The 15,560-nt window shown below is 40.0% G+C and carries 13 protein-coding genes and 2 riboswitches; of the genes, 7 read left to right on the top strand and 6 right to left on the bottom strand.

The features are described from left to right. Positions 1 to 26: 26 nt before the first annotated feature. From J2Z32_RS21100 to J2Z32_RS21085, 4 genes are all read right to left on the bottom strand, one after another. Positions 27 to 515: a C40 family peptidase gene (locus J2Z32_RS21100; RefSeq protein WP_210091183.1), complete on the bottom strand. Its 489-nt coding sequence runs from the start codon at positions 513 to 515 to the stop codon at positions 27 to 29. 5 nt (positions 516 to 520) lie between these two features. Further along, positions 521 to 656: riboswitch (cyclic di-AMP (ydaO/yuaA leader) on the bottom strand. Between the two features lie 178 nt (positions 657 to 834). Further along, positions 835 to 1,326 carry a C40 family peptidase gene (locus J2Z32_RS21095; protein ID WP_210091182.1) on the bottom strand — a complete coding sequence of 164 codons (492 nt, stop codon included), beginning with the start codon at positions 1,324 to 1,326 and terminating at the stop codon, positions 835 to 837. A gap of 6 nt (positions 1,327 to 1,332) precedes the next feature. Next, a riboswitch (cyclic di-AMP (ydaO/yuaA leader) is annotated at positions 1,333 to 1,470 on the bottom strand. 195 nt (positions 1,471 to 1,665) lie between these two features. Continuing rightward, positions 1,666 to 2,496, bottom strand: coding sequence for a hypothetical protein (locus J2Z32_RS21090; protein WP_210091181.1), 831 nt, complete (start codon positions 2,494 to 2,496; stop codon positions 1,666 to 1,668). Positions 2,497 to 2,548: 52 nt separating this feature from the next. Continuing rightward, positions 2,549 to 4,543, bottom strand: coding sequence for a M1 family metallopeptidase (locus J2Z32_RS21085; protein WP_210091180.1), 1,995 nt, complete (start codon positions 4,541 to 4,543; stop codon positions 2,549 to 2,551). A 106-nt stretch (positions 4,544 to 4,649) separates the two neighbouring features. On the opposite strand from J2Z32_RS21085, the gene J2Z32_RS21080 reads away from it, so the two are divergent. Then, positions 4,650 to 5,162 (top strand): YwhD family protein, encoded by a 513-nt coding sequence (locus J2Z32_RS21080; protein ID WP_210091179.1) that lies wholly within the window; start codon positions 4,650 to 4,652, stop codon positions 5,160 to 5,162. A gap of 339 nt (positions 5,163 to 5,501) precedes the next feature. On the opposite strand, the gene J2Z32_RS21075 is transcribed toward J2Z32_RS21080, so the two are convergent. Together J2Z32_RS21075 and J2Z32_RS21070 are read right to left on the bottom strand one after the other, a co-directional pair. After that, positions 5,502 to 5,900: a VOC family protein gene (locus J2Z32_RS21075; protein WP_210091178.1), complete on the bottom strand. Its 399-nt coding sequence runs from the start codon at positions 5,898 to 5,900 to the stop codon at positions 5,502 to 5,504. 85 nt (positions 5,901 to 5,985) lie between these two features. Beyond that, complete coding sequence (locus J2Z32_RS21070) at positions 5,986 to 8,049, bottom strand: transglycosylase domain-containing protein (protein WP_210091177.1); 2,064 nt, start codon at positions 8,047 to 8,049, stop codon at positions 5,986 to 5,988. 181 nt (positions 8,050 to 8,230) lie between these two features. Here J2Z32_RS21070 and J2Z32_RS21065 point away from each other — a divergent pair, with 181 nt between their 5' ends. The 6 genes from J2Z32_RS21065 (at position 8,231) to argS (ending at position 15,536) form a co-directional block, all read left to right on the top strand. After that, on the top strand, positions 8,231 to 9,289 hold the full coding sequence (locus J2Z32_RS21065) for a FecCD family ABC transporter permease (RefSeq protein WP_210091176.1): 1,059 nt from the start codon (positions 8,231 to 8,233) through the stop codon (positions 9,287 to 9,289). A gap of 63 nt (positions 9,290 to 9,352) precedes the next feature. Further along, entirely contained in the window at positions 9,353 to 10,327 is a 975-nt protein-coding gene (locus J2Z32_RS21060; RefSeq protein ID WP_425343026.1) for a FecCD family ABC transporter permease, read from the top strand. Positions 10,328 to 10,414: 87 nt separating this feature from the next. Next, positions 10,415 to 12,139 carry an ABC transporter ATP-binding protein gene (locus J2Z32_RS21055; protein ID WP_210091174.1) on the top strand — a complete coding sequence of 575 codons (1,725 nt, stop codon included), beginning with the start codon at positions 10,415 to 10,417 and terminating at the stop codon, positions 12,137 to 12,139. A 200-nt stretch (positions 12,140 to 12,339) separates the two neighbouring features. Then, positions 12,340 to 13,347: a hypothetical protein gene (locus tag J2Z32_RS21050; protein ID WP_210091173.1), complete on the top strand. Its 1,008-nt coding sequence runs from the start codon at positions 12,340 to 12,342 to the stop codon at positions 13,345 to 13,347. An 87-nt stretch (positions 13,348 to 13,434) separates the two neighbouring features. Next, complete coding sequence (locus tag J2Z32_RS21045; protein ID WP_210091172.1) at positions 13,435 to 13,860, top strand: YwiB family protein; 426 nt, start codon at positions 13,435 to 13,437, stop codon at positions 13,858 to 13,860. After that, positions 13,857 to 15,536: an arginine--tRNA ligase gene (argS, locus tag J2Z32_RS21040; RefSeq protein ID WP_210091171.1), complete on the top strand. Its 1,680-nt coding sequence runs from the start codon at positions 13,857 to 13,859 to the stop codon at positions 15,534 to 15,536. Before J2Z32_RS21045 ends, argS begins: the two co-directional genes overlap by 4 nt. Positions 15,537 to 15,560: the final 24 nt, after the last annotated feature.

Below are 15,560 nucleotides of genomic sequence, written 5' to 3'. Positions count from 1 at the left end.
GAGTTGAAATATGTTTAACACTAATATTAAGTTAATGAAGCTGCATATTTTGCATAACCTGCTTTGCTGAGGACACGTTTAGCGCCAACATATCTTTTCTTATAATAGCTACTGTTAAGATTGTCAACGGCGATGCCTTTAGAAGAAGAAGCATGAGCAAATTTACCATTACCGATGTAAATACCTACATGAGAAACGCCTTTACCAAATGTATTAAAAAAGACGAGATCTCCTTCTTTTAAATTACTTTTAGAAACAGCAGTACCCATTTTATATTGTGCGGCAGAAGAGCGAGATATATTAACGCCAAACTTCTTGAACACATATTTAGTAAAACCTGAGCAGTCAAAACCAACTGTTGAAATGCCACCCATTTTATAAGGTGTTCCTTTTACTGCGTTTACAACAGAGACGAGTTTTGATGGTGCTGTATTAGTTGCTGCAAATGTACTTCCTGCACCTACTGTTAAAACGATGGTTAAGCTTGTTGCTACGGCTGCAATTACTTTTCTCAAGATGTTAAAGCTCCTTCCAATGCCTACGAGGTTAGCTTAAGGATTCGGTTGAAGGTTCCCTATGATCCCTTTGTTACAAGATCAATTCACCCGCATGGTTCCCCCGTTTCTATAATGTATAGAATTTGGCTGTCCGTTTGTTAGTTTAGTTTTTAAAAGTTACAGCAATAATTACAAAGTTGTTACTAATTACTTTGATAATTCTATCAAATTGTCATTCATTTGGCAAGCTTGTATCCTTATTTTTAAAAATCAACAAAAAAATACCCATAGCCTCATCCAATTCGGAAGAAAACCATAGGTATTTATTATTATCATATTATTCTACATCATCATGATCAGTAGTATCCGCAGCTACATCTTCATACTTGTCAGTACTTAAAATGCGTTTTGCGCCTACATAACGTTTTACATAGTAACTTTCGCTTAGCTTACTAATAATAACGCCTTTAGAAGAAGAAGCATGAGCAAATTTTCCGTCTCCAACATATACACCTACATGAGAAATACCTTTACCAGAGGTATTGAAGAAAACTAAATCGCCTTCGATTAAATCCTCTTTTTCAACAGCAGTTCCCATCTTATATTGAGAACCAGATTGATGTGGAAGCTTGATACCAAGCTTTTTAAATACAAATTGTGTGAACCCAGAGCAGTCAAAACCTGCAGTAGAAGTTCCACCTGATACATATTTTGATCCTAATCCACTTTCAACTGCAGAATCTAATTTAGAGTCTGCAAATGCACTACCTGTACCTAAACTGAATAATAGGGCACATCCTAGTGCCGCTGCGGTTAACTTTTTCTTCAAAAGAAGTTAATCTCCTTCCAATGCCTACGAGGTTAGCTTGAGGATTCGGTTTGAAGGTCCCCTATGATCCCTTTGTTACAAGATCAATTCACCCAAAATGGTTCCCCCGTTCCCTGGTGTACAGGAACTCGGCTCATTTTTATTCACCTATTTAGAAATTACAGAAATAATTACAAAGTTGTTACTGATTTATTACTGTTGTTATTGTACCAGCATCAGGTGTATTTTGGCAATGCTTAATTCATATAAAAAAATACGGATTTAACGCAAAGAGGCTTCCGCATTTGCGAAAGCCTTGATTTGTAAGGGTTTTCAATGACTATATTTTCTTAAAAAAGATTAGCATTTTTGTGAACTTTGCTCCCAAAGCTTGTATTGAGCAGTGACCCGCCAAATCGAAATGAGACTTCTAAATAATGGGAAGCATTGTTGTAAGATGAGTGCGAGTAACCCTGTCCATATGAAGGAGAGTGTGCCAAATAGAAGCGAGATTCCGAATAGACATAAACCAAGTAAGCATGAAATTAATAATCCTTTTAAAATAGACCGGAGAAAAATAATAAAAGAAGGTGCTATTTTATGCTGAAAGAAGTAACCAAATTGAATGAAGAGACTACATTGACGAATCATCCATATATAGGCGCACCATCCTGTTAAATATGCAATCACCGTAAACAGCACAGGATACGTTATCCCTACTTGAAGCAAATTGGTGATCAGTTGGCTCAACCTCGGATATATAAAATAGGCGGGGCTAATAATTAATAGCCATTCAATCAAATAGATGAGCAAAACTGGTTTGCCAAACTGCTGCATTCCTCTAAATAAGGGTAGTCCAGATTTTCTACTCTCATCAGGGACTAATCCATATAAAATACCCGCTTGGATAAAAGGACTAAGTATAATTCGTACTAATAATAAAATAACAATCCAAATTAATGCCGTTTTTATATTTGGATTTTGTTCAAATCCCAGTTGACCCTCAAATAGAAATAATATCCTACTTATTTCAGGCAATGATGAATCAGGATATCGCTCTAATACAGAAATGACAAGTTCATTGATGACACGGTATAGGAAAAATCCCCATAATAATTGATAAAGAAATAAAATGATGACAGAGGGGAATTGCCCCTTGACACGTCCCCATCCTTCGCGCAAATAGATCATGCTTTTCCCCCCAACCTAATAGTGTTGCATTTATTGTGTGGATTAAATTCAACTACCACAGAAATACCCCTACAATCGTTTCAATTGCTTTAAAAATGCCAAGGTCCAGGCGAGTGGTGAGCTTAGGATCAACCTGTGCTCGAAGGAAATTGTTGTTATGCTTGTTTTCTAAAATCATCTTATATTCAGGATCAATCATGACCCAATCCAAAGGGGCAGTATAGTTAAGCTTAATTTGCAGTTGTGTATCGTCACTGCTCCAGGTTTTGCTGATCGTGTGTCCATCTGTAAACTTTAATAATAGCGGGACCTTAGGATAAACTGCACCATTGCGTTGTAACTGAACGGTAGATTCATATATTGCTTTTCCATTAATTTTAACTGGTTTGATCGTAATTCCATTGACTGCGTAATCAATCATTACATTGCTATACACATGCTCATTAAAGTAATCCTTCCAGCTTTGACCACTGACCTGCTCAACTACCTTTTGGAAGGTCTTAGTTGTGGGGTGTTTAAAACGGTTTTGCAACGCATATTTGTTCATAATTCGATTCATTGTAGAGGTGCCTACTCTACGTTCGATATCTAGTAGCACTAGCTTCCCACGATAATATACGTTATTTGCATAATTGTTACTGGAGCCATATTCCCATGAAGGTTGTGTTAATGCGACAGGCTGATGAATTAATGAGCCCTGAATAGGTAAATTTGGCTTGATTCCAAATTCCTGATCCATTAACTTATCTTCGGCATAAGACGTAAATGCTTCATCTAGCCAAGCCTCTTCAAACTCATTATTCGCAATCATGCCATAAAAAAATTGATGTCCAATTTCATGGATGACGGTTCGCTCCAATTCGTAGCCAGGTGCTTCTTCAGTAGCACCAAATGCAGTAATTAATGTCGGATACTCCATTCCACCAGCACCATTTCCCGACTTAGGTGGCACAACGATGGATAATGTTGAATAAGGGTATCTTCCATACCATTTACTGAAGTTTGCTAAAGCGACCTTGGCTGCATAAAAATAGCGATCCTTTAAATCCTTATGCATCGGATCAAGATAGAGCTTGATTTTTACTCCTGGCACTTCATCTGAGGAGTATGGCTCCTCCATAAATACAAAATTGGGAGAGGCAGACCAAGCAAAATCGTGGACATCATCTGCATAATATTGTTCTATTTTTCTGTTATTTTGTATGACAGTGGCTTTGGTAGGGAAGCCTGTAGCTGCAATGATGTAGTTTTTAGGGACGTCAATTTTTACATTATATATGCCAAAATCAGAGTAAAACTCCGAGTTGCCATGATATTGATGTAAATTCCAGCCCTCAACGGTAACCCCTCTTCGCCCAACGGGCTCATACACACTTAGCTTAGGGAACCACTGCCCTGCCATCACAAAATCATCCACAATGCCCATTCGGGCAAAAATCTGTGGTAACTTTACTGTGAAGCCGATTTTAAGTGTGATACTCTCACCACCACGAATGGAAACGGGGAGGCGGATTTTCGCTAGTGTTCGATCGTGCGTATTGCCATCGTCAGGCTGGACATACATGACGCGATGAAGCAATGAGATGCCGTCTGTCGTCGTTACTTCAGTAAGTGTCATATTTCCATACCCGTTTTTAGGCATGACGTCGCCGCGGAGCTTCCCGCCTGATTCCTTCATAAAGGTGGTATCCTTTGAACTGAAGGCATTAGGATATAAATGAAAGTAAAGTTCATTGATTGTTTTTTTACCGGGATGCTTAAAGGTTACCGTCTGACTTCCAATTAATGTTCCTGTTGTTTCATCGAGCTTGACATTAATGTGGTATTCATTTAATCGATGACTTAGTATTTCTGCGGATGGCTGCTGCGGCTCAGTTGTGCTTGAAGTTGGTGCGGGTGTCAATGTAAGCTTGGTTGTAGGTTCATATGCGATAGGTTGTACAGCTTGTGAATAAACTCCTCTTGAGTTGAAGTACCATAGGGTTGTACTACTGATCAGGCAGACTGATAATAGAGAAATAATAAGTCTTTTGTTTACTCCAGACATTGGATATGGATACCTCCTGTTGACAAGCATCTACAGCATGTATATGTTTGCAGGACAAGAATTATTAGTTAAAATAAAATTATTAATAGAAAATGTAGGAGGTATTATGGATAAATCACAAAAGACAGGCAAAAAAATGTTTGCCTTAAATATTATTAGTAACGACGATAAGAGTAAGCATAAAGGTTTTGGTGCAGGCTCTATTAACTTAAATAGTATGTCTCCTGTCATTATTGATGGGGACGAGGCTTATATCGATATTGGTGCTATGCACGCAAAAAGTAAGGTAGAGAAGGGAATTAAATTCTCAGTAAACCGTGAGGATGTTCCAGCAGGTCGTCAAGTATGGATCGTATGGGTAGCGGTGGATCGTGGGGAGGATGGACAATTTTATGGAGGATTAACCGCTTGTGAAATGTGGATTGATACCGAAGCACGTAGAGGTTGGAAAATCTTAGCTGACCATGTCAATAAAATGGATTACGCCCTCAAGCGTAGAATTATTTTGGATGGACTAGAAACGGGCCATAAGCAAGCATTAAAGCAGCTGCTAATTGAGACCAATCCGGAGTGGTGGGATCGCACACCAGAGGAAATTAAGCAGGCATTAGAAGCATAAAGTTAAAGACAAAAGAACCTCGTTGCGAGCCGAAGAAACAGGTTGGGGAGAGACCCTTTGTAACCCTGTGGCGCGTGGAAGGTTCTTTTCGTTTATCTTTTTTTAATGGCTCAATCTTGAAATCAGTCCGTGACAGCTAACCCACACTAGCGAAGGGACAGAGAGATTCTGAAGGTTGTCTCTTAAAATCAAATTCCATCATCAATAAATTTACTTCAATAAAAAAGGAATATGATTTTAACAACAACCGCAAGAACTCTCTGGATCGTAGCTACCCCCTCCAGTTGTTGTCAAGTACTGATTTTTAAATAGAGCCTTTTTAATTAGATCCTCTCGAATTTAAGGAGCAACAAGTTCAACTTTAATGCGATCAGGGTCTTCAAAAAATAGAGCATAATAATGCTCGCCACCGGCAAATGGGTGCTTATCTTCATATAATATACGGTACCCCTTGGATCTAGCTTGCAACGTAATGTCATCCACTTGCTCCCTAGATGAGGCATGGAATGCTAGATGATTTAGCCCAACACGACAACGATGGTAAGGGATGTCTAAATACTTCTCCGGCGTTTGTACAAGTACAATATAGGTTTCCCCTAGCTTCCAGCTACAGCCCTCGTTCCATTTTTGATAAGGCTTATAACCTAACTCTGTGAGAAACCAACCCCAAAATTGGGAGGAGCGTGCTAGATCTTCTACATTCAGTTCAACATGATGCAATAAACCGATTTTATTCATTGTACACCTGCTCTATGTTTTTACTAAATATTATACCAACTCCGAGTAAAATGACCACGATAGTCGTGTGCATCCCGTCATGGAACTAGTTCATCCACCAACGCTTTAAATCTTTCCACCATGAGCGATTTTCCTTTTTAGGCTCTACAGGTGGTACGACAGGTTCAGGCTGCTCCTCATGGCTATGCGCTGTACAAGTCTCAGTTGGTTCCGTTCCTTGAATAAACGCCTCAAGTCTTTTACTAGGACAGTCATTTGTGGCGAGCTTACCACTTTCCGGATCTATATATACACTAACGACACCGTCTGGAATTGGGAAAATTTTTGGCGGTACCTTTTCTAGCGCTTTTTCTGTAAACTTTGCAAAAATAGGTGCAGCTTTTCTTGAACCTGCTGTATCCAGAATTTTACCTTGATCGTAGCCAACCCACACCGCAGTGGATAATTCAGGTGTGTATCCAACAAGCCATGCATCTGTACTTGTCGTACCCGTCTTCCCAGCAACAGGTCGCTTGATCGTATCAGACACACGGTTACCTGTTCCACCCGTTTCAAATACGCTTTCAAGTAGGTGTGTCAATACATAGGCGGCAGCGGGTTGAACAATTTGTTCTGCGGGTGTGTCATTAGCCGTATACAATATGTTACCTTGCTCATCTGTAATTTTTAAAACGGCAATTGGTGGTTTTTTAGCACCTTGGTTACTTATGACCGCAAAAGCAGAGGCCATCTCAAACGGGCTAATAGGAGACGTCCCGAGTGCTAGTGAAGGTACGGCTTCCATTGGGCTTGTAATCCCTAACTTTTTGCCCAACTCAATAACCTGTTCTGCTCCAATTTTTAAAATCGTATTTACGGCATAAATATTATCCGAGGCGGCAATCGCTTTACGCATATCAATTTCGCCGTTGTACTTCTCATTAAAATTTTTTGGACTATACGTTTTGCGGTTGTTATCATAATGAAAAATGGTAGGTTCACTATTAAATACACTCATTGGTGTCATTTTTTGAGATGCGATTGCGGACAAATACATAATTGGCTTAAAGCTAGACCCAGGATGTCTTGTCCCAGCAAACACATGGTTATATTGACTATTTAAATAATTTGCGCCCCCAACCATGGCTTTAATGTAGCCTGTACGTGGATCTATGGAAACTAAAGCAGCCTCCAGCTCCTTCGTCCCTTTTAGCTCAGAGGATACAGCGGCTTCAGCGGCCTGCTGGGCGTTCATATCAATCGTAGTATAAATACGTAATCCGCCATGCTCTAACAAATTTTCTTCAAAGCCAAGCTCGTTGGTCACTACATTTCTTACATAATCTCTAAAATAGGGTGCTTTATCTGAGGTTACACGTTGCTGCTCAGATTGAAAATTTAACATTTCCTCATAGGCTTGATCTGCTTGTGCTTGGGTAATTGCTTTTGTGCTCACCATTGCTGATAACACTATTTTTTGGCGGTCCTTAGCATTTTTCATATGGTTATATGGAGAATAGTAGGTAGGTCCCTTAGGAATTCCGGCTAAAATTGCACTTTCCGCTATACTCAGCTTATTTGCTGGCTTGCCAAAATACATCTTAGCTGCAGCCTCAATACCATAAGCACCTTTACCATAATAAATTTCATTTAAATACATCGTTAATATCTCTTTTTTACTGTATTTCATTTCGAGCTGAGCTGTGTACATTGCTTCTTTTAATTTACGCGTCCATGTACGCTCATGGGACAAATATAAATTACGTGCTAGCTGCTGTGTTAACGTACTTGCTCCTTGTACCCGATCCATCTCTTTTAAATTTACAAATAAGGCACGAAACATTCCTTTGATATCAAAACCAATATGTTCATAAAATTTACGATCCTCTACCGCAAGCGTAGCTTTCACAACCCATGGTGATACTTCTGAAAGGGCAATAGGCTGACGATTGCGCTCTCCGCTTGAGAACACAGCAATCGCTTCTCCATTCATATCGATGAGTTGGGAGTTACGATCATAAGCGGCGGGGGGAAGAGCCGTTTGTGACAAGTAAAGTAGAAGTAATGACATTCCTATAATGAAGCATACAGCCAGCACAGAGGTAAGCTTCAGCAAGATAAATAGAAGCTTGTGCTTAGATTTTCGATTGCTTCGGGACAGACGGTCCATCGTGATTCCCCCTTATGTAAGACTTGACGTACTAAGTCATAGTATGGGAAAGTTTGGAGACGTTATTCAAAATAAAATTAAAATCTTCTTATTTATTGCATTGACAATGATTATCATTGTTATTTAGAATGAGATTTAATGCTAAGCACATTTTAGTTAAGAAATGAAGGGTGAAAATAACATGATGCAATATGCTCCATCAGCTACAGAGGATGACGATGCGCCAAAAAAAAGGAAGCTCAAAAGTCGTCCAATTGCCGCCACGCTTATATTGACAGGCGGTGTAGTTTTACTACTTTTCAGTATTGGGTTATCCATTGCACTTGGTGCAGCAGATATAAAGTTGTCAGAGGTATGGGATGCAGTATTCCATTTTAATGATACGGTGACCAATCATCTTATTATTCAAGAGCTTCGCTTGCCGCGTGTGCTGGGTGCTGCGATGGTAGGAGCTTGCTTCGCCGTAGCGGGCGCACTTATGCAAGGAATGACCCGTAACCCGATGGCGGATTCTGGGCTGTTAGGATTAAATGCAGGGGCGGGACTTGCACTTGCCTTGTGCTTTGCTTTTGCACCAGGATTACCATTTATGTTCCTTATTATGTATTCGTTTGTTGGTGCTGGTGTAGGCGCAGGGTTAGTTTATGGAATTGGTTCGTTAGCCAAAGGTGGACTTTCACCTGTACGTTTAGTGTTAGCAGGTTCTGCGTTAAGTGCATTGTTTGCGGCATTAAGTGAAGCAATTGCATTACACTTTAGAATTGGTCAGGACATTGCCTTTTGGTATGCAGGTGGGGTGTCAGGGACAAAGTGGCTTCAATTAGAAATCATGTCTCCTTGGGTAATTAGTGCGTTAATAGGAGCCATCATTATTTCCCGTTCGATTACGATGTTAAGTCTTGGGGAAGATGTAGCTAAAGGCTTGGGGCAAAGAACGAATTTAGTGAAGCTAGTAGCGACCATTATTATTTTAATTTTGGCAGGCTCAGCGGTTTCCGTTGTAGGTCCTGTTGGTTTTGTAGGTCTAATTATTCCACATTTGACGCGATATATTGTTGGGGTGGATTACCGTTGGATTATTCCTTGCTCAGCAGTTCTAGGAAGCTTATTGGTGGTGCTGGCTGATTTAACAGCCAGAATTATTAATCCTCCTTATGAGACTCCAATTGGTGCATTAATCGCATTAATTGGCGTACCGTTTTTCCTCTACTTGGCTCGTAAAGAAAGGAGGGAGCTATAGATGGCAAACTCAGCGGTTATGTATACAGCTGACAAGAGGGATCGCAGGAAAGCTGTTCTTATCATGGGGATATTAGCTCTTTTAATCTTAGTTGTATTCATTATTAGTATAAACACAGGTCACATTCGATTAACGCCAGCAGAGCTATTAGATACTTTGCTAGGGAATGGAACCAAAAAGCAAAATTTAATTTTATTCCAATTTCGTTTGCCTCGGATCGTGATCGCTATCTTGATTGGTGCAGGTCTAGCAGCTTCAGGCTGTATTATGCAGGCGATTTCTCGTAATGCACTTGCAGACCCAGGGATTTTAGGGATTAATTCTGGTGCAGGGTTAGTTGTTATGTTATTTATCGCATTTTATCCTGCAACTACAGCGGTTCCTGTCCTCGGGTTACCATTTTTAGCATTAGTAGGTGCTTCGTTAACAGCAATTATAATTTATGGGTTGTCTTATAAACGTAATAAAGGGATTTTACCCACTCGTTTAATTTTAACTGGGGTAGCAATATCCGCGGGTATTAATTCAGCTATGATCGTGCTGACATTGCGTTTAAGTCCTGAGAAATACCAGTTTGTTGCGACATGGCTTGCAGGTAGCATTTGGGGGACGACATGGAAATTCGTATGGACACTACTTCCCTGGATTGTAATTTTGCTTCCCTACATATTCATAAAAGCTAGGGTGCTTGATGTGCTTAATCTTGGCGAAAATACGGCAATGGGCTTAGGGGCAAATGTGTCTAGAGAGCAAATCAAGTTCCTTGCGGCAGCAGTAGGCTTAGCAGCTGCTTGTGTTTCAGTGAGTGGGGGAATTGGCTTCGTAGGTTTAATTGGACCTCATGTGGCGAGACGATTAGTCGGACCAAGACATCAATACCTGTTGCCAACCTCAGCCTTAGTAGGTAGCTTGCTAGTCATTTCGGCAGATACGATTGGCAGATGGATTTTACAGCCAACAGAAGTACCAACAGGTCTAGTTGTAGCTGTATTAGGTGCACCATTCTTCCTCTATTTATTAGCTAAAGCTAAAGATTAATGAACATAGTAATAAAATATAACTCATCATTTTAAGCTGAAATAAGCAGTTTTTTAAATATTAAAATTCGAAGAGAGAGGGATGACATTGCTCAGGCGCTTTTTTGAATATTATCGACCCTATAAATGGCTTTTTATTATAGATTTTACATGTGCAATTTTTGCAGCCTTATTGGAATTAGTGTTTCCACTTGCAATTAATAAAGTGATCGACGATTTGCTTCCCCAAGGGAATTGGAAAACGATTTTGTATGCCTGCATTATTTTGTTAACGATTTATTTGTTTAGTGCATTTTTAAATTTTGTCGTCACCTATTGGGGGCATAAGCTCGGAATTAGTATTGAGTCGGATATGCGTAAAAAGCTGTTTGATCGTGTGCAGAAGTTATCTTTCCGCTTTTTTGATAATACGAAAACGGGACATTTAGTATCCCGTATGACCAATGATTTAATGGATATCGGGGAAATTGCCCACCATGGTCCAGAGGATTTATTTATTGCTATTATGACGTTAACAGGTGCCTTTGGTATTATGTTAGGGATCAATTGGAAGCTGGCAGTATTAACCTTCATCATTGTTCCATTAATGATATACCTATCGCTGTATTTCAGCCGGAAAATGTCCAAGGCATTTAATAAAATGTTCGCGGACATCGCGGATTATAATGCAAGAGTGGAAAACAACGTAAGTGGAATTCGTGTTGTTCAAGCTTTTGCGAATGAAAATCATGAGATTGAAAAGTTTGCAGTTAATAATGAACGTTTTCGTCTAACTAAGCTATTAACGTATCGCATTATGGCATGGAACGCCTCCGTCAGCTTTATATTAATGCGTTTTGTGAATTTGTTTGTATTAGTGTGTGGAACATGGTTTGTGATTCAAAAAGAAATGAGCTATGGTGAATTTGTTGCCTTTGTGATGTTATCTAATATATTTTTAGGACCGATTAAGCAAATTAATAGTGTGATCGAGACCTATCCAAAAGGGATTGCTGGCTTTAAACGGTATTTGGAGCTATTAGAAACAGAACCAGATGTAGCAGATGCTCCTAATGCTAAAACGATAACAAATATTAAAGGGAATATTTCCTACAAAGATGTTACCTTTGGTTATGAAAATAAAGATAAAATTTTGAAAGACCTAAACTTAGACATCAACGCTGGAGAAACAGTGGCGTTGGTTGGCCCATCAGGTGCGGGTAAAACTACACTTTGTAGCTTATTGCCACGATTTTATGATGTGGATGAAGGTGCGATTCAAATTGATGGCATTGATGTTCGAGATTTAACATTAGAGTCACTCCGTACCCATATTGGGATCGTGCAGCAGGATGTATTCTTGTTTGATGGTACAATTCGTGAAAATATCGCCTATGGTGATCTAAATGCGTCAGAGGAAGCTATTTGGGAGGCGGCAAGACGAGCCCAGCTAGAGGAATTAATACTGGAGTATCCAGAAGGCTTAGACACGATGATTGGGGAGCGTGGAGTAAAGCTGTCTGGTGGTCAGAAGCAACGCTTGTCCATTGCACGTATGTTTTTGAAAAACCCTCCAATTTTAATTTTGGATGAAGCTACCTCTGCATTAGACACAGAAACCGAAGCAGCGATTCAGCTTGCTTTGTCTGAATTGTCCAAAGGCAGAACGACATTGGTCATTGCCCATCGTTTGGCGACGATTAAGGATGCTGATCGGATTGTCGTTGTTGCAGAGCAAGGCGTTTTAGAGGAAGGAACACATGAGCAGCTGCTTAAACTAGATGGCACTTACAGCCGTCTGCATCGTGCTCAATTTGGTGCACAATTCGCTTAATCATTTCATATTAAGAAGCTAATAGAGAGCTGAATAGATACGAATCCCTCATTCTGAGCGTGCTTAACGAGCTACGTGGTCGAATGAGGGTTTTTTTCGTATCAAAAGCTATGATATGATGAGCAGTAGGCAGTTTGCAATGTATGATGAAAATAATGAAAAATTACAATTTTAGGAATTTCCTTGGAGGAGTTATGCATATGAGGGAGCCCCGAGATAAACCACCAAAACCAAGGTCTGCGCTGGCGATCATGTTTATGGTCTTATTTACAGTTGCGGTTACAACCTATTGGCCTTCTTCTAAGGAGGAGAAGCTTGGGACGGATACTCCGCCGTCACAGTCAGAAGACAACGCTAATCAGCAAATTACGAATCAACCCCCACCTTCTAGTGAGATACCTTCTAATGGTAAAGTCATCAATCCTTATTTGCTAGAGCAACAGTCGTGGAAGGAAAAGGACGTTAAAGCCATTACAATAAAATGGGAGGGGAACAAGGCTTCACTTTCCAAAAATGATACACAAATCATACTTGAGTCATTGAGGTGGACGGATACGACTATTGCGGAGGTACAGGCTTCATCTGCTACAACTGCAACGTCTTCTGCCCAAGATGTACAACTTCAAATTGATGTTGGAGCAAAGGAGCCGATTGTGCTTCCATATAATGTTAGCGTCAATGCGTATGCGGTGGATGGCAAATGGTATTATGCAAATGATCAAGTGTTATTGCTGATGAATCGGGTGCTGGAACAAGATAAGAAGCTAGCCTTATTTGATCATTTAAAGCAACAAGCAACGATAGAAGAGCAACAGGACGCTACGGATGAAGCAGACCAAATACAAGCCGAGCAGCTTCAAATTGATGGACTAGACTTTGAGGGATGGCAGCAAAAATTGACGCAGGAAACACCGCTTTGGAAAATCCCTTTTTATGATAATGATTCAGCCCAAATTTCTGAAGTCATTAATATTGCTGATGAGATTGTAATGTTACCAGGTCAGATTGTATTTATGGATGACGCACACCAGACTAAGAACGGGATTAAAATTGGAATGAGTAAAAATGAAGTCCAGCGTATACTTGATGTTAAAGCATTGAAGCTACCAAGCAGGTGGAGTTATAAAGTTGGCGATTATTATATCTTTCATATTTATTTTCAACAGGATAAAGTTGCGTTTATAGTGTTAAATAGCCCTTTAGTTTAATCTATAGAGATAGATATGGCATTACAAGGGTGCTAACGGTATAATAAATACCTGTGAGTATTTGAGGGAATGGGGATTATACTAGTTATGTCAGAGAAAAAGAAGGTTCTTATCCAAATTGTGAGTCAGCAGGGATCTGAGCACACTAGAGCGCAGTTTGATGGGGTAATGCAGGTGAAAGGCAATACCTGTTATGTTCAGTATACAGAAGAGCAATCAACGCCACATCAAGGACAAGTTCGTACATTACTTAAAATTTCTGATCATAGTCTGAAAATAATTCGCCATGGCAGCGTTGAATCGGAGCAAAGCTTTATTGCTGAGCAGCGTTGTCCAGGGTTTTATCGTTCGCCATACACAAGCTTTAATCTGTCTACACAGACCGATAAGCTAGAAATCCACAATCATGGAAACGAACTAAAGATTGCATGGGTGTATGATTTGTATGTGTATGAAGAGCTAAACGGAAACTTCATTAATAGTTTACATATACAGGAGGAAGTGAAATCATGACAATAAGTCCATTAGAACAACTAAACTTAGATGTAAAACAGGCAATTAGTGATGCAATTGTTGCGGCTGGTTTAGCGTCATTAGAGGAAGTCCCAACGATTACATTAGAAGTCCCAAAGGATAAGGCGCACGGTGACCTCGCTACAAATGCAGCGATGCAGCTTACCCGCATTGCCAAGCGGAACCCAAGACAAATTGCAGAGGAACTTATCAAGCATATGGATTTAGCTAAAGCAGGCATTGAGCGTGCTGAAATTGCTGGTCCAGGTTTTATCAACTTTACAGTAAGTAAAAGCTATTTGTATCCCGTTATTAAACAGGTGTATGAACAAAATGATCGTTATGGACGTGTAGAGGATGGCGCAGGTCAAAAGGTTGAGATGGAGTTTGTAAGTGCTAACCCGACAGGAAGCTTACATTTAGGTCATGCTCGTGGTGCGGCAGTAGGAGATGCATTGTGCAACATTCTTGATTTTGCTGGTTATGATGTGACACGAGAATACTACATTAATGATGCAGGCAATCAAATTGTGAATTTATGCAAATCTATTGAAGCGCGTTATTTACAAGCACTTGGTCAGGACGTTCCAATGCCTGAGGATGGTTACCATGGTGAAGACATTAAAGGTTTTGCTAAGGAGTTAATTGAAGAGCAAGGGGAAGCACTTCTGCAAATGTCAGAGGAAGCTCGAATGGAATTCCTCCGTAAATTTGGATTGGAAAAGGAATTAAATAAAATCAAACGCGACTTAGCTCGATTTCGTGTTGATTTTGATATTTGGTTTAGTGAAACATCTCTTTATGAGAATAAAAAGGTTGAATTGTCTTTAGAAGAGCTGAAAAGCAAAGGACAAGTTTATGAGCATGAGGGTGCGACATGGCTAAGAACAACAGATTATGGCGACGATAAGGATCGTGTATTGGTGAAAAATGACGGAACGTATACATATTTAACACCAGATATCGCTTATCATCGTGATAAATACGAACGTGGTTATGACCGCATGTTTAACATTTGGGGAGCAGATCATCATGGTTATGTGCCTCGGATTCGTGCAGCGATGGAGGCGTTAGGCAAAGATCCTAACAAGCTAACCGTATTGATCGCACAGATGGTAAGCTTGTTCCAAAATGGTGAGAAGGTTAAAATGTCTAAGCGGACAGGCAAGGCGGTAACGATGGTAGATCTGATGGATGAGGTAGGCGTAGATGCGATTCGTTATTTCTTTACGATGCGTAGTATGGATTCCCATCTTGATTTCGATATGGATCTAGCGGTTTCGACTTCAAATGACAACCCTGTATTTTACGTGCAATATGCACATGCTCGGATTTGTAGCATTTTCCGTCAAGCTGAAGAACAGGGCATTACGATTGATGACATTAACAAAATTAACTTTAATAAGCTCACTACAGAGCATGAATATGATTTGCTTCGTAAGGTAGGAGAGCTTCCAGAAGAAATTAGTGCTGCGGCTTCTCTTTACGCTCCTCATCGTTTAGTCCGTTATGTGTATGAGCTAGCTTCGTTATTACACAGCTATTATCGTGCAGAACGTGTCATTACAGAGGATATGGAGCAAAGTCTTGCTCGTTTAGCATTGCTAGGTGCTGTGCGTACAGCCATTAAAAATGTATTGACATTAATTGGTGTGTCTGCGCCAGATCGCATGTAATTTTAAACGCCCTCCTTTTTATGA

It is taken from the genome of Paenibacillus turicensis, from assembly GCF_017873435.1.
Taxonomy (GTDB): Bacteria; Bacillota; Bacilli; order Paenibacillales; family Paenibacillaceae; genus Fontibacillus; species Fontibacillus turicensis.
The sequence above is the reverse complement of the archived record's forward strand: the minus strand, read 5'-3'. Positions and strand labels throughout refer to the sequence as shown.

What these genes read in the sequence shown, in the direction of transcription:
- J2Z32_RS21090 (WP_210091181.1), bottom strand. Translation starts at nt 2,496, where the DNA reads ATGATCTATTTGCGCGAAGGATGGGGACGTGTCAAGGGGCAATTCCCC.
- J2Z32_RS21085 (WP_210091180.1), bottom strand. Translation starts at nt 4,543, where the DNA reads ATGTCTGGAGTAAACAAAAGACTTATTATTTCTCTATTATCAGTCTGC.
- J2Z32_RS21080 (WP_210091179.1), top strand. Translation starts at nt 4,650, where the DNA reads ATGGATAAATCACAAAAGACAGGCAAAAAAATGTTTGCCTTAAATATT.
- J2Z32_RS21075 (WP_210091178.1), bottom strand. Translation starts at nt 5,900, where the DNA reads ATGAATAAAATCGGTTTATTGCATCATGTTGAACTGAATGTAGAAGAT.
- J2Z32_RS21070 (WP_210091177.1), bottom strand. Translation starts at nt 8,049, where the DNA reads ATGGACCGTCTGTCCCGAAGCAATCGAAAATCTAAGCACAAGCTTCTA.
- J2Z32_RS21065 (WP_210091176.1), top strand. Translation starts at nt 8,231, where the DNA reads ATGATGCAATATGCTCCATCAGCTACAGAGGATGACGATGCGCCAAAA.
- J2Z32_RS21060 (WP_425343026.1), top strand. Translation starts at nt 9,353, where the DNA reads ATGGGGATATTAGCTCTTTTAATCTTAGTTGTATTCATTATTAGTATA.
- J2Z32_RS21050 (WP_210091173.1), top strand. Translation starts at nt 12,340, where the DNA reads ATGAGGGAGCCCCGAGATAAACCACCAAAACCAAGGTCTGCGCTGGCG.
- J2Z32_RS21045 (WP_210091172.1), top strand. Translation starts at nt 13,435, where the DNA reads ATGTCAGAGAAAAAGAAGGTTCTTATCCAAATTGTGAGTCAGCAGGGA.
- argS (WP_210091171.1), top strand. Translation starts at nt 13,857, where the DNA reads ATGACAATAAGTCCATTAGAACAACTAAACTTAGATGTAAAACAGGCA.